15 protein-coding genes and 1 tRNA gene are annotated in these 20,659 nt (G+C 38.7%); 5 read left to right on the top strand and 11 right to left on the bottom strand.

The genetic code is table 11. The features are described from left to right. Positions 1-181: 181 nt before the first annotated feature. Positions 182-1,162: an ETX/MTX2 family pore-forming toxin gene (locus tag OZX68_02170; protein ID WEV61073.1), complete on the top strand. Its 981-nt coding sequence runs from the start codon at positions 182-184 to the stop codon at positions 1,160-1,162. Between the two features lie 86 nt (positions 1,163-1,248). Here OZX68_02170 and OZX68_02165 read toward each other — a convergent pair whose 3' ends face one another. The 4 genes from OZX68_02165 to pnuC all read right to left on the bottom strand — a co-directional run bounded on the left by OZX68_02165 (position 1,249) and on the right by pnuC (position 3,568). Next, a complete protein-coding gene (locus OZX68_02165) occupies positions 1,249-1,812 on the bottom strand; it encodes a dTDP-4-dehydrorhamnose 3,5-epimerase (protein WEV61072.1) in 564 nt (187 codons plus the stop codon). 208 nt (positions 1,813-2,020) lie between these two features. Continuing rightward, positions 2,021-2,092, bottom strand: a tRNA-Arg gene (locus OZX68_02160). Positions 2,093-2,193: 101 nt separating this feature from the next. Continuing rightward, entirely contained in the window at positions 2,194-2,709 is a 516-nt protein-coding gene (locus OZX68_02155) for a hypothetical protein (protein WEV61071.1), read from the bottom strand. Positions 2,710-2,740: 31 nt separating this feature from the next. Next, positions 2,741-3,568: a nicotinamide riboside transporter PnuC gene (gene pnuC, locus OZX68_02150; protein WEV61070.1), complete on the bottom strand. Its 828-nt coding sequence runs from the start codon at positions 3,566-3,568 to the stop codon at positions 2,741-2,743. 193 nt (positions 3,569-3,761) lie between these two features. On the opposite strand from pnuC, the gene OZX68_02145 reads away from it, so the two are divergent. Together OZX68_02145 and OZX68_02140 are read left to right on the top strand one after the other, a co-directional pair. Next, positions 3,762-4,274, top strand: a complete 513-nt coding sequence (locus tag OZX68_02145; GenBank protein ID WEV61069.1) for a thioredoxin domain-containing protein — start codon at positions 3,762-3,764, stop codon at positions 4,272-4,274. Positions 4,275-5,517: 1,243 nt separating this feature from the next. Further along, positions 5,518-6,405: a hypothetical protein gene (locus OZX68_02140; protein ID WEV61068.1), complete on the top strand. Its 888-nt coding sequence runs from the start codon at positions 5,518-5,520 to the stop codon at positions 6,403-6,405. A gap of 47 nt (positions 6,406-6,452) precedes the next feature. On the opposite strand, the gene OZX68_02135 is transcribed toward OZX68_02140, so the two are convergent. From OZX68_02135 to OZX68_02110, 6 genes are all read right to left on the bottom strand, one after another. Next, the gene (locus OZX68_02135) at positions 6,453-10,898 is read right to left on the bottom strand and encodes an Eco57I restriction-modification methylase domain-containing protein (GenBank protein WEV61067.1); all 4,446 of its coding nucleotides are present in this window, start codon (positions 10,896-10,898) and stop codon (positions 6,453-6,455) included. Between the two features lie 57 nt (positions 10,899-10,955). Further along, positions 10,956-11,888, bottom strand: coding sequence for a restriction endonuclease (locus OZX68_02130; GenBank protein ID WEV61066.1), 933 nt, complete (start codon positions 11,886-11,888; stop codon positions 10,956-10,958). A 151-nt stretch (positions 11,889-12,039) separates the two neighbouring features. Next, a complete protein-coding gene (locus OZX68_02125; protein ID WEV61065.1) occupies positions 12,040-12,681 on the bottom strand; it encodes a Fic family protein in 642 nt (213 codons plus the stop codon). Between the two features lie 146 nt (positions 12,682-12,827). Next, on the bottom strand, positions 12,828-14,255 hold the full coding sequence (gndA, locus tag OZX68_02120; GenBank protein WEV61064.1) for an NADP-dependent phosphogluconate dehydrogenase: 1,428 nt from the start codon (positions 14,253-14,255) through the stop codon (positions 12,828-12,830). A 92-nt stretch (positions 14,256-14,347) separates the two neighbouring features. Then, positions 14,348-14,881 carry a YceD family protein gene (locus OZX68_02115; protein ID WEV61063.1) on the bottom strand — a complete coding sequence of 178 codons (534 nt, stop codon included), beginning with the start codon at positions 14,879-14,881 and terminating at the stop codon, positions 14,348-14,350. Between the two features lie 150 nt (positions 14,882-15,031). Continuing rightward, the gene (locus OZX68_02110) at positions 15,032-15,892 is read right to left on the bottom strand and encodes an ROK family protein (protein WEV61062.1); all 861 of its coding nucleotides are present in this window, start codon (positions 15,890-15,892) and stop codon (positions 15,032-15,034) included. 375 nt (positions 15,893-16,267) lie between these two features. Between OZX68_02110 and OZX68_02105 the strand changes: the two genes are divergently transcribed. Continuing rightward, positions 16,268-17,692: a sucrose-6-phosphate hydrolase gene (locus OZX68_02105; GenBank protein ID WEV61061.1), complete on the top strand. Its 1,425-nt coding sequence runs from the start codon at positions 16,268-16,270 to the stop codon at positions 17,690-17,692. Then, complete coding sequence (locus tag OZX68_02100; GenBank protein ID WEV61060.1) at positions 17,692-18,630, top strand: LacI family DNA-binding transcriptional regulator; 939 nt, start codon at positions 17,692-17,694, stop codon at positions 18,628-18,630. The genes OZX68_02105 and OZX68_02100 overlap by 1 nt, the downstream gene beginning before the upstream one ends. A 63-nt stretch (positions 18,631-18,693) precedes the next feature. On the opposite strand, the gene OZX68_02095 is transcribed toward OZX68_02100, so the two are convergent. After that, the gene (locus tag OZX68_02095) at positions 18,694-20,658 is read right to left on the bottom strand and encodes a sucrose-specific PTS transporter subunit IIBC (GenBank protein ID WEV61059.1); all 1,965 of its coding nucleotides are present in this window, start codon (positions 20,656-20,658) and stop codon (positions 18,694-18,696) included. Position 20,659 lies beyond the last annotated feature (1 nt).

Here is a 20,659-nt window from a genome sequence, read left to right as displayed (position 1 = left end):
TGTGAATGTTTTTGCTTTATTTAGGGATAAATATTACAAAATTCTTTTAATCGATATTAAATAATGCTACAATTAAGTTTCCTTGTTTTTTGAAAATTTAAAATATATTGCAATTATTTATAAAAATAAGGGAAATAAAGAGTCAATAAATAGTTTATTGACTAGAAATAGGAGAATTTATATGTCGAAAACAAGCTTCAAAAAGTTTGCCCTCTTAGGTCTTCTGACCTGCTCAAGTCTTTGCCTGGCAAAAATTGTCCAGGCAAGTGATGTGCTGGAAAACCCTCAGGTGAGCGAAAGTCAAGTGGATATCCAGGCTGGGACTATCAAAGAAAAACTAGATCCTGAGCTTAGAGCCTTATCCAAGGCTGAATCAATAAACCTTTGGAAGGCTGGTAAAATTGACTTTGAGCATAGGGTTGATCGAAACTTAATGGTGGATCCCCTTTTTCCAATAAACTTTTCATCAAGTTCTGTTGCCAAACCAAACAATGATATGAAAATCTCAGATGGTGATGATCTAGCTGCCCACAGTGCAACCTTAAGAAATAGGACGGGAACCAGTCTTAATCTAAGTACGGCAAGCTTTACCTATACCCAACAGGATATGGTTACAACTCAGACAAGCAATGCTGTAGGGGTTGAACTTTCTGCCTCAGTAGCCTTGAATATTCCCTTCCTAGCTGGGGCTTCAACCAGTGTTACAACCAGCTACAACTATAACAACTCCCACTCCAATACAAGCTTTACGACAAAGACTTGGAATGTACCTGCTCAGGTAATAACTGTACCAGCTGGAAAAAGCTACAAGGTCGAGTGGGTCTTAAAAACTGGAGTCGCAACAGGTACTGCCAATCTAACCAGTGAGATCTCAAGCAGAATAGCCTATATGGTTAAGGACAATACCGTGTACAGAGCTCCGATTACAGAAGCCATAAGCAAGCAAATTGGCTTTGAAAACTCACTGGCTGATCCAGATAAGTGGGATGCTAAAAACAAATGGACCCTTGAAAATGGTAAGGCCTACCGAAAATGGACAACTGGTTCATATACTGTTAAATGTGGAACTGAGCTGATTATGGATGTTTATGATGTATCCTCACCACAAGAGGCTCCAAAACTCGTCGAAAGCATTCCGATGAACGTAACACCATCTGTTTAAAATAAGTAAAAGAGGGGAAATTCCCTCTTTTTTGTTTAATTAATTTTAGAAAATTAAAAAAGGGCTAACTACTTAACCCTTTAAATTTAACCTAAAATATCCTTCAAAGTCGGAGCATTAAAATCTTTTTCCGATACTTGTTCAAAATTATCCATTGATACTGGAATAGGCCAGTCAATATTTAAGTCCTTGTCCAAAGGAGTTAGGGCGACTCCTTCCATACCTGGCTTCCATTCATTGTCAAAGAAGTACAGGTATTCTGTCTCATCATCTAGGGCTTGAAATCCGTTACAGACACCCTGAGGCACAAAAACTTGTACACCTGGCTTAAGCTCAACCGTTTCAACCTGTCCAAGAGTCTTACTGGCTGGTCTTGTATCCACATATACTCCAAAGGCTCTACCATAAGCCACAGTGACCAACTTAGCCATGGCTTCCCCGTGGAGTCCACGAATGGCACCCTTTTTAGTCCTTGTTAAATTAATCTGCTGCCAGGGTCTTAAGGTCTCAGGTAAAACCTCAGAATAGGCACTTGCCCTATAAAGTTCCCTGACTGTACCTCTTTCATCTTTTGCAGTCTTCGTTTTTATGATTTTTAAACCATCAATCTTTGATTCAGTTGAAGAAAAATTATCTATTTTTGCTGCCATCTTGTCTCCCTTATATTTTGTAGTTACACGAATTATATAATTTTAGATTTGACTAAACAACTATTAGCTGTAGCTGGTAAAGATTATTTGGTCAAAATTTGGTCAAAAAAATATATTTTCCTCTAAATCTATACAAACAAAAAAACTGCCTAAGTCCTTTAAATATAAGGTTTAGACAGTTTTTAATTTTTCTTTGAATCTTTCAAAATGACCCCTGCCGGAATCGAACCAGCAACTAATTCTTAGGAGGAACTTGTTATATCCATTTAACTAAGGGGTCCATCCACTACAAGAAATAATTATAGCAGAATTTTATCTTTTTTGCTAGTAAATTTACAAGAATTTAACCTGTAAAAAAAAGCCATCTATGATGGCTTTATTCTACCAGGCTAGACCTGCTGCTGCAATTTCAGCTTTTGATGCATATTGCCCATTTGGCCTGTGCCACCTACCTTTAGAATCTTTCGTATAACCGCCAGCAGAGGCTGGAGCTTGTGTTTGTGCTTGAGGTTGAGCTTGCTGAGCCTGGGCTTGAGCTGCTTGTGCCGCAGCAGCTTCTTGGGCTTGCTTGGCTTCTTCTGCCTTCTTGGCCTCCTCAGCTTGTTTAGCCTCTTCCGCTTTTTTGGCTTCCTCTGCTTTTTTGGCTTCTTCTGCTTTTTTAGCTTCCTCTGCTGCCTTTAACTTAGCTTCGGCGTCACTAGCCCTTTTCTCCGCTGCCTGAGCACTTTTTAGGGCCTCATCTTTTTCCTCTGATACCTTCTTTAACTCAGATTTTAATTCTGCAACCTGCTTACTGTTAGAACCACAGCCTGGGACTACAGCAACTGTAACAAAAAGAAGGGCAAACAAGAGACCTACTCTCTTCCACTTACTTAAACTATTCCATTTTTTCTTCATATCTCTACTCCTAAACTCCTAAAATAATTTTTTATGAAAAAAGTCCTTTTACAATCTCATTAACAGGGCGTCCTTTCAGGTGTTTGACATCCATGGTCCAGTTGACCCAACCAACCACACTATTTAGCAGGTAAACCCAGAACATGATGACAATCTCGAATGATTGACCCCACCAAAGGTAGATTGAAAAAATATTGGTCAGACCCCAGAAAATCCACTGTTCAGCATATCCTCCACTCATAAGGACCTGCCCTGTAACATTACTTCCGACCGCGACACTATCCCTAAAGGGACGACTAGCTCCAATCGACTTATTGGCATAACCCATACCCAGCCAGACAAAGAAAATCAGAACCAGACTCTTGAGCCAACCAGCAAGACTTAACTTGTTGGCAAGAGGGGCCTCTTCAAAATCACTCTGCGGTTTAAGGTCAGCCACAAGCCACATATAAAGCCCAATCGGCTGCATAATAGTAAAGAAGCTTGTTGTAAGAACCTCACCATAAAAGTTTGACTGCAGGCTCATATAAAAGTAAATTAAGGCATTGATAAAACCAAAAAGGTAGTTACTAGCTCTTTTCTCATTAACAAAGATAACGCAGATTATTCCTGTAAGACCTGCAATCATCCCCATAAGTGAGTCGGGACGCAGGATGTAGGCAATGATTTGAACCGAACAAAGGCCTAGCAAATAAAGCCAACCAAGCAGGCTGCGACCCAAAAAGATGTCCGCAAAGACTAATTTGATAATACCTACAAACCCAAGCTTGCGGGCTTTATCAAAAATCATCTTTAGATTCTTTGGCAAAATACGTGCCTGAACTCCTAGGTTCTTAAATTTTTCCTGTAAAGAATTCATCTAAAATCTCCTATTATTAATTGATTTATAATCAAGATGGTAAATCTAGTCCTAGATTCTAACCTTGGCTAGTATAGCATATCTTGTTAGCTTTTTCACTTCATTTTAGAAAATTAGATCACTGGTGCTCATAATTGCTGAAAAGGCTCCTTCATGGTAAAATGATAAAAAAATATAATTAAGGAGTCACGCGATGGATATTAGTGTAATCAAGGCTGATAAGACCAACTCGACCAATGGAATTCATATTGGTTCTGAGGGTAAACTCATGAAGGAATTCATGAATCTGGCCTGCCCTTTTAGTAGACTGTGGTTTGAGGAGTCTGAAAGCTTCCTAAGAGAAGAGGTTGAAAAGGGACAAGTTAGGCGTTTGATTAAGCTTTTCGACAAGCAAAAGGGGCACTTGGTCAAGGGAAATGTCATGCATGCCTTTATTGATCCCCTTGACCCTCAAAAGGCCCTTAGTGATATTGCCAAGGTTTTTGCCAGCCAGGAAGCCTGGGAACCACTTAAGCTTGATGAGATTGCTGACTTTGCCAAAAATGAGCTCGGTCTGACCTACCATGACGACAAAAGAGACGCCGCAAGCATTATCAAGGAAGCCGACGAAGCCAATGTCTTCTTTGTCCCAACCGTCATCATGGACGACTACATCTTTGACGAAAACATCGACAAAAAGACCCTTGAAAAATACATCAAAGCTTAAAAAGAAGGTGCGACCTTCTTTTTTTGTTGGGTGGCGGATTATATGAAAAAAAGTTGGACGGATAAAACCGAGTGCGACTTGAGCTTGCAAACTCGTTTGCCTAGCGAAATCGACAGCGAGTTATTTGGAAAAGGATATTGATTCCAGCAGATAAACATTACCTGTAAACCCTCATGGACAAGAAAAAACCAAGTGCGACTTGAGCTTGCAAACTCGTTTGCTTAGCGAAATCGACAGCGAGTTATTTGGAAAAGGATATTGATTCCAGCAGATAAACATTACCTGTAAACCCTCATGGACAAGAAAAAACCAAGTGCGACTTGAGCTTGCAAACTCGTTTGCCTAGCGAAATCGACAGCGAGTTATTTGGAAAAGGATATTGATTCCAGCAGATAAACATTACCTGTAAACCCTCATGGACAAGAAAAAACTAAGTACCACTTCTATCCCAAAACTTGTTTTGGTTGATGGAATGAACAACGAGGTATCTGGAAAAGATGATTAAACAGGAAGTATATGCAATCTGAAAATACCTATAAACATGAAAAAAACCGAGTGCGACTTGAGCTTGCAAACTCGTTTGCTTAGCGAAATCGACAGCGGATTATTTGGAAAAGGATATTGATTCCAGTAGATAAACATTACCTGTAAACCCTCATGGACAAGAAAAAACTAAGTGCCACTTCTATCCCAAAACTTGTTTTGGTTGATAGAATGGACAACGAGTTATCTGGAAAAGAAGATTGATTTTAAAAAATAAATATTACCTATGAACATTCATAAACAAGAAAAAACCGAGTGGAGTCTCGGTTTTTTAGGAGTTTTTTTATTTTTAAGGAGTTTTTTATAAGTTCTAAGAACTTATGGAGTTTTATGAAAAAAGTTTTACACCCTAACCAAATATCACCCGACATGAGGCTAGGAATAAGACAGTCAATACAAACTATCGACGGAAGAGGATAATTGAATCACGGTTTTGACTAAGTGTAAAACCGTAAAGCCATCACCCGCTTCCATGTGTATATAATACCCCAGAACAAAAATTGGAACATCAGACCTGAGACCGATATTTGGACATTTATATTACTCCTTAGAGATATTATATATTAATTTAATAGTTAAAAGATACAATATATGGTATCTTTTAACTATTAAGCCACTATATATAGTGGTTTGATATGCAAAAAAAATCTTCAATTATGGTATAATAATAAAAAATTATGATAAAGGAAGTAATTGAATTTTGACAGATACACTAATATTTGATATTGACGATAAATTTCTTATCTCCAGCGCACATCGCTTTGATTCATTAACGGAATCAGTAACTAATATTATTAAAAGTAATAATATTGGACCAAATATGCAGTACTTTGATTCATTGACAGAATCAGTAACTAATGTTATCAAAAGTAATAATATTGGACCAAATATGCAGTACTTTGATTCATTGACAGAATCAATAACTAATATTATTAAAAGTAATAACCTTGAATTAAATATACAGTACTTTGATTCATTGACAGAATCAGTAACTAATGTTATCAAAAGTAATAATATTGGACCAAATATGCAGTACTTTGATTCATTGACAGAATCAATAACTAATATTATTAAAAGTAATAACCTTGAATCAAATATACAGTACTCTGATTTATTGAAAGAATCAATGGCTAATATTATTAAAATCAATGACCTAAAGCTAAATATATATCACTTTGATTCACTAATAGAATCAATAAAACCCATTCTTGATATCATAACTTCAGATGTGTACAGTATGGCTACGACGGAATCAGAAAAGTCATATACTTTTGATTTTGATACTAATATTTTTAGTAGCGAAGGTATAAATTTCGAGGAAATTGATTCATTAAGCACAGGCAAAGACAAAGAACTCGATAAACATATAAATACCTTATCAATAATAAAAGATAAAGTATTTAATATTTATAAGGATGATGTAATTTTTCAACTGATGTTTAATTTTCTTTTAGAAAAATTTTTGGAAGAAGTAACAGGCACCCATGGTATATACTCTATTATAATATTTACTGTTGTATATACATCCTATAAAGTTGCTAAAGAAACACACATCGAGTTAAAAAATAACACCAATGAAAAAGATTAAAATCTTTTTCATTGGTGTTATTTACGTTGTAAATGAATAAAATCATTCTATTCCATAGCCCTTACTTTATCTTCGATAAAATCAATTTCTTCTTGGCTCAAGTTATATTTTTTATAGAGTTGTTGGTCAATTTCAGGAATGGATTTTGACCAATCTATATCTGAATTTTGGGTAAAATCTTGCAGTGGAACCTTAGACCAGGTTTCCTTTGATTGGTTATTTTGAGTCGTTTTCATTATTCCTAGCATTGCTCTAGAAAATTTTCCTTTTAAATATTTTAGAAGTGATTCTGCTTCAAATTGAGTACTAAAATTTCCAATGGAAACAAACGTTTGAGTGTGCCCGGTTACGGGGTGCCCGGTTACGGGGTGCCCGGTTACGGGTGTAGATAGAACCTCACCAATTGCACCAGATCCATTTGCACCCGGAATAAATACCTTCCATTTATCTAAATTTTGATGGTCTGCAACATACTTTCTTTTAATCCATTTATAAGTTCTTTCTCCCTCAAAACGGCCATATATCTGTATGTATTCATATTTATCTGTAGGTTTATCTTCAAAAAATATTTCGGGATACCTATTAAAGACGCTAGATGCCATTGATTTAGCATGTGATGCATCTGTTCTACCAATAACCTCTGGATGCTCTTCAAATAATAAATTCGATAACTTATAGCTATCTGGACTATAAATTAGAGAACTCAAATTATGTTTGTCAACACTACTTACTTTTTGATAAATACTTCTTAATTCTCCAAATGGGATAAAAATATCAATAGTTTCAAAACATATATTCTCATCTCTGTGGAGAATTATAACTCCACCCTTTATATCCGTATTTGGAAAAACTTCACTACTTTTAGGATTAAAATATATAACTTCAATATGATTATCCCTAAGCATTTTTCTATTCCATGCCTTAGGGGTAGCACCTTGATTAGATAAAAAACGTGCTGGAGAAATTAAAATATACTCTTCAGAAACTTTTTCTGCTAAATCATAAAAATAATTATATATTGGCATAGATTGATTATTTTTAGAATCATTATTCTCCTGATACGGCGGATTCCCCACCACAACATCAAATTTCATGTCTTTAAATGCCTCCTCAACTTTTTGTACACCAAGTTCTGTACTTTCTTTCATGGCGTCAACCAGGCCATCAATATACTCAACACTTGTCTCATAATCTTTATACCCAGCTAAAGTTCTTTGAGTAATAGTCTTTGCCATAGGTGTTTTGGCTATAGCATGAACATTATTTTTCAGGATATCCCTGTAAACTTGATTTGCATCAAAATGATTGTCATCACGCGTCATCATCTCCTTATAGTAAAGACTCATAGCTACATGAAGAGGGTAGAGTCCTGTCTTTGCATTAATATCGAGGAACTTTTTATCCCCTGAGTATACCGACTCTGTCCGGTCATTTTCAACCCAATGAAGATTACTTACCCCACCTGTTGTAGGACTTGTAAAATCATCATCATAAAAGTTTAATCCACCTAGGCTTTTAACCAGCTGCATATTAACAACCCTCCAAGGAGTAAGGACTGTCTCCTTATCTGGATTTTTAAAGCTTGCAAAAAGCTCAGCTATCTTCTCAGCCCGGTCAACATAATCCAGGTAATCATAAGATCTAGCTCGTTCCCTAATAATTTGTCCCGCCTCAACAAAGACCTCTGGATCATAATACTTGGCAATATCTTTAAACATACGCTTAGTGAAGCCCTTGGGCATGAACTCCTCCCAGGACTTAGCATCAACAAGATTAATGAAATCATCAATGGTGATATTCTTTTGCAGGTCAACATCCATCCCGTAAATCATCATAGGAATCCTGATTGATACTCCCCTAAGGATGGAAATCATAGCCTTTCTTTCCTTTTGGGCTTCCTTAGACTTTTCAAGGGCTGCCTCTTCTTCCTTACTACGGTCGCCTTTCTTCTTCTTCTTGGCACGCTCGCCCAGCTCATATTCTAAGTCAGTCAAGCCATTATCTGAAATAATAATCTTAGTTTTTTTACTACCTTGAGTTTTCCCAACAATGGCATCAAGTTCCCTAAATGTTGTAGCATCACCTTCCGTTAGGGTAAGCAGATTGTCATTATAAAGGGACTCATCGTCAAAACCAGTCCGGACAGCCTTCTCAGCATAGACACGCTTAAGTTGGGTAAGCATCTTATCGACATCAAACACATCCATGCCAGTATCCTTTGTTCCAAGGATAGGCATGAAGTTTAAAAGATTAATCATGGCTTCTTTTTGCTCGACTGTATTCTTTTTACCAACACCTGAATTAATCTGAGCTGATTCAGCCATTATGGTCAAAGCCCTGTCTGGTGCAAAGTCGAAAACATAGGCTTCTTTTTTGACCCCTAATTTTTCGTGAGAAAAAGGGGTTTGTGCCCTAAAGGCAGCTTGCAGGTAATTCATGGGTGAATTCATATTTGATAAGAAGAGGACAGCATTCCACTCTGGAACATTTACTCCCGTTGTAAGCTTTCTTACAGTCAGAGTAATGGTCTTGGTCTGGCTAGGATCACCAATGGCTTCTCTTACTTTTTCAAGGTCACTCTCACTAGTTATTGTGGTCTCATCTGATTTATCATTTTTGACCACATTGACAATCTTATAGTCTTGACCAAAAATTTTATGTTCCTTTAGGAGTTTTTCAAAGGCATTAGCCTCCTTAACACCTGGCATTATCCAAAGGGTATGGCGGAGAGAGTTTCTATATTCTTCAGTCGAGAAGGGATAATTTGTATGACTATCCTTATTAGTAATATTATCTAGGAAGGCTTTTACATCAGCCTTATAGACTAACTCACCATCAGCATCTACCTTGAAAAATTCACGGAAATTAAAGAATTTTGTATCTGTTGCAAACTTAGCCTTGTTTTTCATATCAAAGGTAAACATTGAAACCTTAGGTAGGCTCTCATAAGGATTTGGTAAATCTGGCTTTTCTAAAGACCACTTAAGCTTAGCTCTTTGTTCCATAGTATAATCCCAAGTATAAACTTGCTCATCTTCATACTGATCAAGAATATTAAAGGGAGTGCCTGAAAGCTCTAAAACTCTTGTATTATCTTTAATTAGAGAATTCATAACTGTTCCTGCAAGGTCAGTCTGGGTTCCTTCATGGGCTTCATCAATGATTATCAAGTCCCAATCCACACCAGCAAATTCTTCCAGATTTGTTTCACCATTTCCGTAGCGAAGCTTTTGCATAGATACAAAGTAAATAAAGGGGGAATTGCCTGACTTCAAGTCATCAAAGCTTGCTCCGCTATCTTTTGATCCAAAACGATAGCCCTTTTCTGCCATATCCATCTTGTCAAAATCCTTGCCCCAAGAGTCGGATACTACTGGACGATGGCTTAAAATAAGAACCTTTTGATAGCCTTCTTCTTTTATAAGTTGGAGGGAGGTCAAGGTCTTTCCAAAACGCATCTTGGCATTCCAAAGCATTCGCTTCTTGTTCTTAGACTTGCTACTACGAAATACCTTCTGAGTTTGCTTGACTGCTGCTTCTTGTTCTGGCCTAAGTTTGATTATATTTTTAGCAGCATTAATAGTAGGACTGGTAAGACTAGTGTTTGCTTCCTCAACCCTACTACCATTGGTTGTTGTCTCTAATTCAAGACCAACGTCTTCAAGAGTTTCACGACCCTCCTTGACTGCTTGAATGGCCTTTTTTGCTGTCTCAAGGTCAACATCATACCATTCTTGACCCTTGAGTGTTTCAGATTGCTTGTAGCCTGAGGCTCTCAAGACCCTGTGAACCTCATGATCTGTAAACCAGCTTTTATCTTCTTTCCTATAGGCAAGTTCAGCCCAGCCAAGGTCGTAGTCTAGGCCTGATGTCGTCATGTACTGGCTTATCCTTTTGGCTGCTGTAGCCCTTAAAAAGTCACTGTTAGGCGACCAGTCTGCCTCAAGATCATCTTCTGCAACACTTGTATCACCAATTTTTTGAGTATTTTTATGGGGCTCACTTGCTAGAGCTGTTTGAATATAGATGAGCTTCCTTTCGGCTGTCTGATAGAGCTTCTCAGCTTGTGGTTCTAAAAAATCAATGTAAGATTTTTTAATATCTGTATCTGTATACTTGTTAATGAACCAAACTAGAAGAACGAAAACTTGATGGAGGACATTAAGGGCATTTTTCTTGGTAGCATCCTTTGAGTTGATTTCATGGCTAGCAAGATTTCCCAAACGCTTAACATCATAAAAGGCATCAATAATATACTTCTCATTAACTACTTTCTTAATAATCCTAAGTTTGTCATCAAAAGTAGCTCTAGCAGGCTCCTCTAATCCTTCACGTTCTATAATCAGGCTAGCCGTAGTATCAGCTAATTTACGTCCCTTACTTAGAACTCCATCGTAATCTTCCTGGGTGTAATTTTTCTCAGCCATATTGGCTGTTGTAAAAAGATTTGCTGTTGCATTTTCAACCTGTAAAAATGTAAAATTTTCCGACATACCTTATAAACCCTTCTAATTTTTTAAAAGCTTCACAACTTTCCCTAGCAGCAACTACTAACCTAATCCCTTATCAAAAAACTCCATTTTACCAATTTCCCAGTTCATAATTTTTACCCTACGTCCTGGTTTTATAATCCACTCCTCTTCAATCTCTTCTTCATCATCATCAAAAAGAGAAAAAGATAATTGAACTGTCTCTAATTTTTCCCTCTTTTCACTCAAAGGGATAATATATTTAAGACCATCCATCTGGAAAACATTGTAACTTATGATTTTTGCAATTTCTTTAAATAAACTATATAAGGGAGCCTCGCCCCACTTGTCAAAATAATAGTCCCAGTAGGTATAAAGAAGATTTTCCCGTGCCAAAAGGAGGGAGTCCCCGTTCCATTCAAAGCCATAACTTGCCTTATAGGCTTCTTCGACCAGCCTTTGCCAGTCCGCCTTATCATCCACCTCAAGATTAATCCTTTTTAGCTTGCGGTCAAGAAATCCCACCCTTTTGTCAATGGGAATAAAATCCCCCGTTTCCATATCATAACGACTGACCATATAAGGTGCTTCACCACAAGTTATCTCAAGCCAGCTTCTTTTTACATAAGTTTCTACATCATCTTTTTGATAATTTTTATCAACCTGGTCATTTTGCTTTTTGACTACCCATGTGGGCGTAAAAACTTCCGCACGGGCTTTAGTACGCGATTTTTGGAGCTCGCGAGACTTTAGGGCTCGTGGTCTAATAAGTTGACCCATGTGACCTGTAATTAACTCTGCCTGAATGGGAGCTTCTGCATTATAAAGCTTACGATTATATCTTATATAGTTGTCGTTGGCCCAAATAATATTTTTGGCTGTCTTCTCAGTTGATTTCGTCCTATCCAGCAAAAGAATATCTAAAATTTCAGGCATTTGCTCTCTTATAACATTTTCTAAAATATCTGCCCCTGTAAAAGCCTCAAAGGGACTACCTTTATCTTGTTTTTCCATTTAGCTCCTCTCAAGGATTTTTTCTCAAAATAACTTCACATATCTTCTCTATTATAGCTATTATACCAAGTTTGAATGGATATTTGTATAAAGTGGGGGAAGATGATTCCTTATTTTTAAAATGAACACAAAAAAAGCCCAGCTGGGCTCTTTATTTAAAATCATCAGAGTTTAGGCTATCTATCGGATAACTCGTATAACCCTCATAGTAGTAAGATTGATCAATTCCCTTCATGTAGATATCCCTACTATCCACTTCTTGCACCAGAGACCTTTCAAGGAGGTATTTAATTTCAATATCCCGAATGGGGCTACGCTCCATAGCAAGTAGATAGTCATCCTTATCAATCTTTGACCAGTCAACAACTTTCTGCAATTCTTTTTTAAAGATTAAGTCAAGCCAAATTCGCATACTTCGACCATTACCCTCACGAAAGGGATGAGCCACGTTCATCTCAACATATTTTTCAACAATTTGATCAAAGGTTTCCTGGGGCATTTCATCAATAAAGGCCAGGGAATTTTGTAGATACATGACTGGAGCAAAGCGAAAATTACCCTTGGCTAGGTTAACATCGCGAGACTTACCTGCAAAGTCATAAATATCCTCAAAAAGATACTTGTGAATGGCTGAGAGTCCCTTAAAATTGCCAACTTCAACAAGGTCGATATAACCTGAATCATATAGCTCCTTGGCTTTTTGTTTTGTTAACTTCTCTTCTGCCTGGGCAAGTTCAGCAGAACTTGTCAGACCCAATTTATTTTTAAGCACGCACAAACTCCCTTCCTTCATCACATTAAATCAAGTATCATTCAAGTATCGCTATCTCATAATACCATCCTAAATATACATCTCTCCCTTAATTATAACAGTAAATCTTAGCCTTTGTTATTGACTAGGAGCAAAAAAACCTAGTCTCCTAGGTTTTTCTTGCTTCCTTATTTATCTTCACTATACCAATCGTAGTGGAAGGTTCCTTCGCGGTCGGTACGTTTGTAGGTGTGGGCACCGAAGTAGTCACGCTGGGCCTGGATTAGGTTGGCTGGAAGGACTGCACTTCTGTAGCTATCAAAGTAGGCGATAGCACTTGAGAAGGTTGGTACTGGTACTCCTGCTTGAACAGCAAGGGCTACAACGTCACGAACTGACTGTTGGTATTTCTTAGTGATTTCAACGAAGTATTCATCAAGAAGAAGGTTTTCAAGGTCAGCCTTACGATCGTATGCGTCAGTAATTTTTTGTAGGAAACGAGCACGGATGATACATCCAGCACGCCAAATGCTTGCGATGTCACCAAATGGAAGATCCCAGTCATATTCCTTACTTGCTGATCTAAGTTGAGCAAATCCTTGAGCGTAGCTCATGATTTTTGAAAAGTAAAGGGCTTGACGAATTTTTTCAACAAGCTCTGCCGCATCGCCAGAAAACTTAGGAGCATCAGCCTTAGGTAAGATTTCACTTGCCTTAACACGCTCATCTTTATAAGCTGAGATGTAACGGGCAAATACTGATTCTGTGATTAGTGGTAGGGGAACACCTAAATCAAGAGCAGATTGGCTAGTCCATTTACCTGTTCCCTTGTTACCTGCAGCATCAAGAATATAGTCAACAACTGGACCTTTCTCCCCTTCATCATCCTTACGAGTAAGAATGTCAGCTGTGATTTCAATTAGGTATGAATCAAGCTCACCCTTGTTCCACTCTGTAAAGATTTCAGCCATTTGGCTAGCGTCAAGATCTAGTAGGTGTTTCATAAGATCATATGATTCAGCAATAAGCTGCATATCACCGTATTCGATTCCGTTATGAACCATCTTAACATAGTGACCAGCTCCATCAGGGCCAATGTAAGTAACACAAGGTTTTCCGTCTTCAGGAGCCTTAGCTGAGATTTCTTCAAAGACTGGAGCGATTAAATCATAAGCTTCACGTTGTCCACCTGGCATGATTGAAGGACCTTCAAGGGCTCCTTTTTCCCCACCAGATACACCTGTACCGATGAAGTTGATACCTGAATCAGCGAGTTCATTATTACGGCGGATTGTATCCTTGTAGTAAGTGTTACCACCGTCAATTAGGATATCTCCCTTGTCTAAGAATGGCAGAAGGCTTTGGATAGTTGCATCAGTCGCAAAACCTGCCTGCACCATAAGCATGATGCGACGTGGTTTTTCAATTGAATTTACAAATGACTCAATGTCATAGCTCGGTACAAAGTTTTTTTCAGGGTAGCTCTTCACCACATCCTCAGTTTTTTCGCTACTACGGTTATAAATCGCAACATTATAGCCACGTGATTCAATATTTAGGGCAAGGTTACGACCCATAACGGCCATACCAACTACACCAAAGTTTGCTTGTGTCATCTACATTCTCCTAGTTATTAGATTTTTTTATAGTATTCTTTAAATTATAGCACTTTTGGGTCAAAAAGCAATTTAGCAAGAGGTCTACCCTCTTAGTCAAAGAGACCGTCAAGTCCTGCAAAGGGTGACTTCTTCTCATCTGGAACTTCTGGCTCGAGATTTTCAAAGTCAGTCTCTGACATAATCTGCCAACCTTGACCACTTGGCATGCTATCAGCTTCAAGCTCATCTGGAGTTAAAACACGAGTTGGGATGCTTAGGATAATATTATCAGCCACAGACTCGTCAAGGTTTATAATGTCCTTTTCAAGGATAAAAATGTTGTCGTCACTTACCAAATCGCGTGCCTCTTGAATGTAGGCCTCTGTTGTAAAGGCCTCAGCCACATCAATACTTGACTTAAGCTCAACCTCCTTAAGGCTTCTTGTTGATGGGTAGCTTAGGGTGTAAGTGGCCTTGTAGTTAAGTAGATAAAGACCATCTTCATAGGATACAAAACCTACCACATGGACTGGCGTTAGACCAATTATCTCTTCAAAGCGTCTTTTTAAACCAGCCTCTAAATTAAGGATTTCATCAAAGTTAATGATTTCCCTTTTCTTTATTTCATTTAAAGCCCACTGCATGCTTATACCTCCTCTTAGTAGTTTGTTCTTATATTTTACAATAAATTGGCCCGAATTACTAAGGTAATCAGTCCAGCTTGGCTGAAAACTTATAATGGGCTTGTCATCAAGTAGATGGAATAAAAAAAGAGCTCTGGGAGCTCTCTTTAATTAGTCAACTAAAGTTTTTGCTAGGGCAAAGTTACCAATGGTTGCACTACCGTTATTTTCAACACTTGGGGCAAAGATGTAGTCATCAACAGATGGTACTGGCAGGTAGCCATTTAAAAGGCTTACAAAGTTCTCTTTAATGCGGTCAAGCATGTGATCTTGAGCCATAACTCCACCACCGACAACAATCTTGTCAGGACGTAGGCAAACGGTTGCATTTACAAGGGCTTGAGCAATGTAGTAGGCTTGGATATCCCATACATCGTGGTCTGCAGGAATGTGTTCACCGCGAATTCCAAGACGAGCTTCAAGGCTTGGTCCAGCTGCTACACCTTCTAGGCAGTCGCCGTGGAAGGGACAGTTTCCAGCAAAATCAAGGTCATCCTTGTGACGTTTCATAAGTTGGTGACCCATTTCAGGGTGACCAACACCTCCGATGAATTCTCCATTTTGAAGTGAGCCTGCACCGATACCTGTACCTACTGTAAAGTAAGTTAGGTTTTTGCAGTCATTTAAAAGCATTTCACCATAAGCACTTGAATTAACATCTGTAGTGAAGTAAACCGGCACATTTAAGGCCTTTTCAATTGGTGATACTAAGTCAGCCTTAGACCAACCAGCTTTTGGTGTACTTAAAACATAGCCATAAGTTTCACTATCACGATCAATATCAATTGGTCCAAAGCTTCCAAGAGCTAGGGCTTCAATATTTTTATCCTTAAAGAATTCGATAACTTTTTCAAGGGCATCATCTGGGCCACTTGTTGGGAACTGATAGGTTTCTAAAATCTCTAAATCTTCATTTCCGACTGCACAAATAAACTTTGTTCCACCAGCTTCTACACTACCAAATAATCTCATTACTTACTTCACTTCCTTATTTTATACTTTTATATTTTCTACCTCAGATGATTAATGGAATCTAATAATTTAACCCCTAAACTATTAAATTCAACTAACAACCCAAGACCTTAAGAAATCAAATTTGCACAAGGCAATGTCTTCCTAAGAACCTTTTCTATTCTACCACGATTAAAGGCCAGGGACAATTGTATTTTTATAAAATTTAGGGGTGTTTTTATTACAATCTGATAAAGTTTTTTTTAATTTGTTAAACGTTTACCATAAATTGTAATATTTTTATGAAAAACGGCCATTTTATAAGGGATATAGGGTTTGACAATCTAACATTTTTATCATAACATAAAGGCAAACTAAGGAGGTTTTTTAACACAAATGAAATGGACAACTGAATTAAGATACAAAAACTATAATGACTGGGATAAAGATTACATCAAGGACTTAATCCACAAAAAAGAAACTTCAATTTGGAAAAACCACTTCCACTTGGAACCTCAAAGTGGCCTCTTAAATGATCCCAATGGCTTTTCTTACTTCGATGGAAAATGGCATCTCTTCTTCCAACACTTCCCCTTTGGAGCTGTGCATGGCCTAAAATCATGGTCACATGCCACATCCTCTGATCTAGTAAATTGGGAAATTGATGACATCAAGCTTTTACCAGGAGCTGAATTTGATAGCCACGGAGTTTACTCAGGTAGTGCTTATCCTGTAGGGGACGACCTATTCCTTTTCTACACTGGTAATTACCGCGACAAGGACTGGAACCGCAGTGCCTACCAGATGACTGCCCTTATGAATAAGAAGGGTGAGATTGTCAAAAGCAAGCGACCTGTAATCTCTGATGAGGCAGGTTATACAGCCCACTTCCGTGACCCGATGATTTTTAAGGACAAGGGGCAATTTTATGCAGTAATCGGGGCCCAAAATTTAGACCTTAAGGGACGGGTTGTCCTTTATGAGGCTGTTGATAACAATCTTGAAGACTGGAAGAAAATCGACGAACTCCATTTTAGTGACCTTGATCTTGGTTACATGGTTGAATGTCCAAATCTTGTCTTTGTTGATGGGCATCCTGTTCTCCTCTTCTGCCCTCAAGGAATGGCTGAAACTGACTCAGACAATATCTATCCACAAAGTTATGTCCTAGCTGAATCTTTTGATGCTAAAAAGGCTAAACTTACAAATCCAGGGGCCATTAAAAACCTTGATTATGGTTTTGATGTCTATGCTACTCAAGCCTTCAATGCACCTGATGGACGAGTTTTATCAGTTTCTTGGCTGGGACTGCCTGAGATTGATTATCCAACAAATGATCTTGGCTACCAAGGTTCACTTAGTCTGGTTAAAGAACTTAGCCTTAAGGACGGAAACTTATACCAATATCCAGTTGAGGAAATCAAAGAACTTCGCAAAAAAGAGATTCAAGCAAGCGAGCATGTATTTGACAAAAATACCTATGAGGCTGAATTTACAGTTGACATGAAAGAAGGGGCTGAAATTTCCTTCTATGCTAGTGATGACAACCAGGAAGCTTTAAAACTTACCATAGCAAATGGCGAAATTAAACTTGATCGTAGCAAGCTTGGAGAAGTTTTTGCCCAAGACTTCGGAGTTACTAGATCAATAAATAATATTTCAAGCGACCAAGTTAAGGTCAATGCCTTCGTTGATGCAAGTATTATTGAAATCTTTATCAATGACGGAGAATATGTCCTTTCAAGTCGCGTTTTCCCAGAAGAGGGGCAAACAAAATTCCAGGCGAAAGGAGCTACTCAGGTAGCCTTGTATGAGATGTAATGGCCAAACTTACTGATGTCGCAAAACTTGCTGGCGTAAGTCCCACTACAGTCAGCCGGGTGATTAATAAGTATGGGTCTCTCAGCCAAAAAACAATTGATAAGGTTCATAAGGCCATGGAGGAGCTAAATTATCAGCCCAATAATCTGGCCCGCAGCCTTCAAGGTAAAAAGACCATGCTTATCGGCCTAATTATCCCATCAATTAGAAACCCCTTCTATGCCGAACTCATTGAAGAGCTTGAAATAAAGCTCTTTAATCTTGGCTACAAGGTAATTATCTGCAATAGCCAGAGTAATCCAGCTAAGGAAAAAACTTACCTACAGATGCTTGCTGCCAACCAGGTAGATGGGATTATTTCAAGTAGCCATAATCTGGGTATTGAAGAATATGAGCGGATTGACCTTCCTATCGTAAGTTTTGACCGCCTGCTTAGTCCAAAGATTGCTACAGTATCCAGTAACAACCAGGCTGGAGGCCAATTGGCAGCTCAAAGCCTGATTGAGCGTGGGGCTAAAAGTCTAGGACTTATATCAGGAGCAAGCAGCAGCGGAAGCCCGACTGACCTTAGGTCACAGGCCTTTATCCAGCTTGCCAATCAAAGGGGAATTCCTGTCAAGCACCTTGAGCTTGATCCAGAGGTCATCCTTGACATTAAAAAAAGTCGGATCAAAAATTTCATTGAAGACAATGACTTTGAGGGAATCTTCTGTACTGATGATATAACGGCCATCCTTGCCATGGAATTTACAGATGTTAATATCATAGGCTATGATGGTACCAAGTTAATCCAGGCTCTTTATCCCAAGCTATCAACCATTGTCCAACCCATATCAGAGCTTGCTGATGCTCTAATCACAGCTCTTTTAAACAAGATAAACAAAAAGGAATTTGACCTAGAAATTGTACTACCCATTAAATTCCAGCAAAATAGTTAAAAAAACCAGCTAGGCTTTCTAGCTGGTTTTTTAATTTGTCTTATTAACTAAATTTAGCTAAATTTACTGATAAGTTTTTTCCAGGCTTAGAAGTTTTTCTCCAGCAGCAATATTACCACTAGCTAGAGTTTCAACTCCTGCATATGACCCTGTATTGGTAACAATCATCATTACCGTATCGTCATAACCGGCCTCTTTGATTACTTGGCTATCAAAGCTTCCAAGAAGCTCTCCCTTAACCACATGCTCACCAACTTTTTTATTGGTCGAAAAGCCCAGACCGTCCATCTTAACGGTGTCGATACCGATGTGAATTAGGATTTCAGATCCTCCATCAGATTTTATGCCGTAGGCATGTTTTGAGTCATAAACGATGGTCAACTCACCACTAACCGGTGCGTAAACTTCATGAGCCTCGGGTTTAATGGCTGCTCCTTTACCCATCATTTCAGAGGCAAAGACTGGATCTTTAACATCTTTTAAGGGAATAACAGAGCCACTCACTGGTGCTGCGATAAGCTCATCACTTACGCCATCTGCTTCTACTTGTGGGTCTTCATTGATGGCTACACTAGCTTCTGCTTCTGAAACTTTTTCGTCAGTATCGGCCACTGATAAGTCCATGGTTTTCTTCCCGTAAATATATGTAAGGACAAAGGCTACAACTATTGTCACTAATCCTGACAGGATAAACTCAGGAATTGATTTAGGGGCAATGGAGATGAAGCCGATAACACTTGCGGCACCTAGGGCTACAGCTAAAACCTTGAAGAAGCCAAGCATCAGGCTTCCAATTGCTGCTGCAATCATGGCACAGATGAAGGGGAATTTAAGCTTTAGGTTAACCCCAAAGATGGCAGGTTCTGTAATCCCTAAAAGGGCTGACAGACTGGCTGAACCAGCAAGACTCTTTTGCTTTTTATTTTTACTAATAACTGCAATGGCTAGAGCTGCTGCTCCTTGAGCCATATTTGCCATAGAAGCAACTGGGAAGATGAAGCTTCCACCAGTTTTAGCAATGTCAGCTAAAAGTGTGGTTTCAATGGCTGGAAATGTTTGGTGAAGGCCTGTAATTACAATTGGTGAATAGAAGAAGCCAAAAACTGATAATCCAAGGGCTCCAGTTGTTGTATAAAGCCAGATAAGACCATTAGTTAGGGCATCAGATACAGTCCTCATGACAGGCCCTACAAGAATGAAGGTTAAGAATCCTGTAATAATAATGGCAAGCATGGGAGTGAAGGTGAAGTCAAAGGCTGCTGGAATTTTCTTGTGGAAGAATTTTTCAAGCTTGGCTAAAATCCAAGCTACAGCAACAATCGGTAGAACTGAACCCTGGTAACCTGCTTGAGCTACCTGTAAACCAAAGACATCCCAGTAGGGCATGGTTCCACTACTGATAGCTTCTGCCACCCCGTAACCATTAACCAAACTTGGCATTACCATGGCCATACCCATGGCAGCACCTAGATAGGCATTACCACCAAAACGTTTGGTCGCTGAGAAACCAACTAAAATTGGTAGGAAGGCAAATGGTGCTGTCGCCAAAAGATTTACAATGCTTGCAAAGTCTGCAAGGACTGGAAATCTTTCAATAATTGACTGGGGACCAAACAGATCTTCAGCCGTCAAAACATTATTAAGGGCCATGAGAAGACCACCAGCAACTAGGGCTGGAAGCATAGGAACAAAGATGTCTGAAAGCACCTTAACCAAATCCATCAGTGGGTTTTTCTTGCCACCTTCTGAAAGCTCCTTAAGTTCTTCCTTGGTAGCTGCACTGATATTTGCAACCTTTAAGAGCTCATCATAAACATTGTTAACATCCCCAGGGCCAATAATTATCTGAAACTGGCCATTGGCCTTGAAAGTTCCCTTAATATCATCATTATTGTCAAGGGCCTCCTGGTCTACCTTTGACGGGTCCTTAAGGACTATCCTAAGCCTGGTTGCACAGTGGGCCAGGGCCTGAATATTATTCTCACCGAGGGCAAGATTTATCTCTTCCGCAACTTTTTTGTAATCCATA

The organism is Streptococcaceae bacterium ESL0729 (assembly GCA_029391995.1).
Lineage (GTDB): Bacteria > Bacillota > Bacilli > Lactobacillales > Streptococcaceae > Floricoccus.
Note: the sequence above shows the minus strand (reverse complement) of the source record. Positions and strands in the feature narration are given on the sequence as shown.

Bases quoted from the DNA above. Each gene is read 5' to 3' on its own strand.
- OZX68_02170 (WEV61073.1), top strand. From the start codon at position 182: ATGTCGAAAACAAGCTTCAAAAAGTTTGCCCTCTTAGGTCTTCTGACC.
- OZX68_02165 (WEV61072.1), bottom strand. From the start codon at position 1,812: ATGGCAGCAAAAATAGATAATTTTTCTTCAACTGAATCAAAGATTGAT.
- OZX68_02155 (WEV61071.1), bottom strand. From the start codon at position 2,709: ATGAAGAAAAAATGGAATAGTTTAAGTAAGTGGAAGAGAGTAGGTCTC.
- pnuC (WEV61070.1), bottom strand. From the start codon at position 3,568: ATGAATTCTTTACAGGAAAAATTTAAGAACCTAGGAGTTCAGGCACGT.
- OZX68_02145 (WEV61069.1), top strand. From the start codon at position 3,762: ATGGATATTAGTGTAATCAAGGCTGATAAGACCAACTCGACCAATGGA.
- OZX68_02135 (WEV61067.1), bottom strand. From the start codon at position 10,898: ATGTCGGAAAATTTTACATTTTTACAGGTTGAAAATGCAACAGCAAAT.
- OZX68_02130 (WEV61066.1), bottom strand. From the start codon at position 11,888: ATGGAAAAACAAGATAAAGGTAGTCCCTTTGAGGCTTTTACAGGGGCA.
- OZX68_02125 (WEV61065.1), bottom strand. From the start codon at position 12,681: ATGAAGGAAGGGAGTTTGTGCGTGCTTAAAAATAAATTGGGTCTGACA.
- gndA (WEV61064.1), bottom strand. From the start codon at position 14,255: ATGACACAAGCAAACTTTGGTGTAGTTGGTATGGCCGTTATGGGTCGT.
- OZX68_02115 (WEV61063.1), bottom strand. From the start codon at position 14,881: ATGCAGTGGGCTTTAAATGAAATAAAGAAAAGGGAAATCATTAACTTT.
- OZX68_02110 (WEV61062.1), bottom strand. From the start codon at position 15,892: ATGAGATTATTTGGTAGTGTAGAAGCTGGTGGAACAAAGTTTATTTGT.
- OZX68_02105 (WEV61061.1), top strand. From the start codon at position 16,268: ATGAAATGGACAACTGAATTAAGATACAAAAACTATAATGACTGGGAT.
- OZX68_02100 (WEV61060.1), top strand. From the start codon at position 17,692: ATGGCCAAACTTACTGATGTCGCAAAACTTGCTGGCGTAAGTCCCACT.
- OZX68_02095 (WEV61059.1), bottom strand. From the start codon at position 20,658: ATGGATTACAAAAAAGTTGCGGAAGAGATAAATCTTGCCCTCGGTGAG.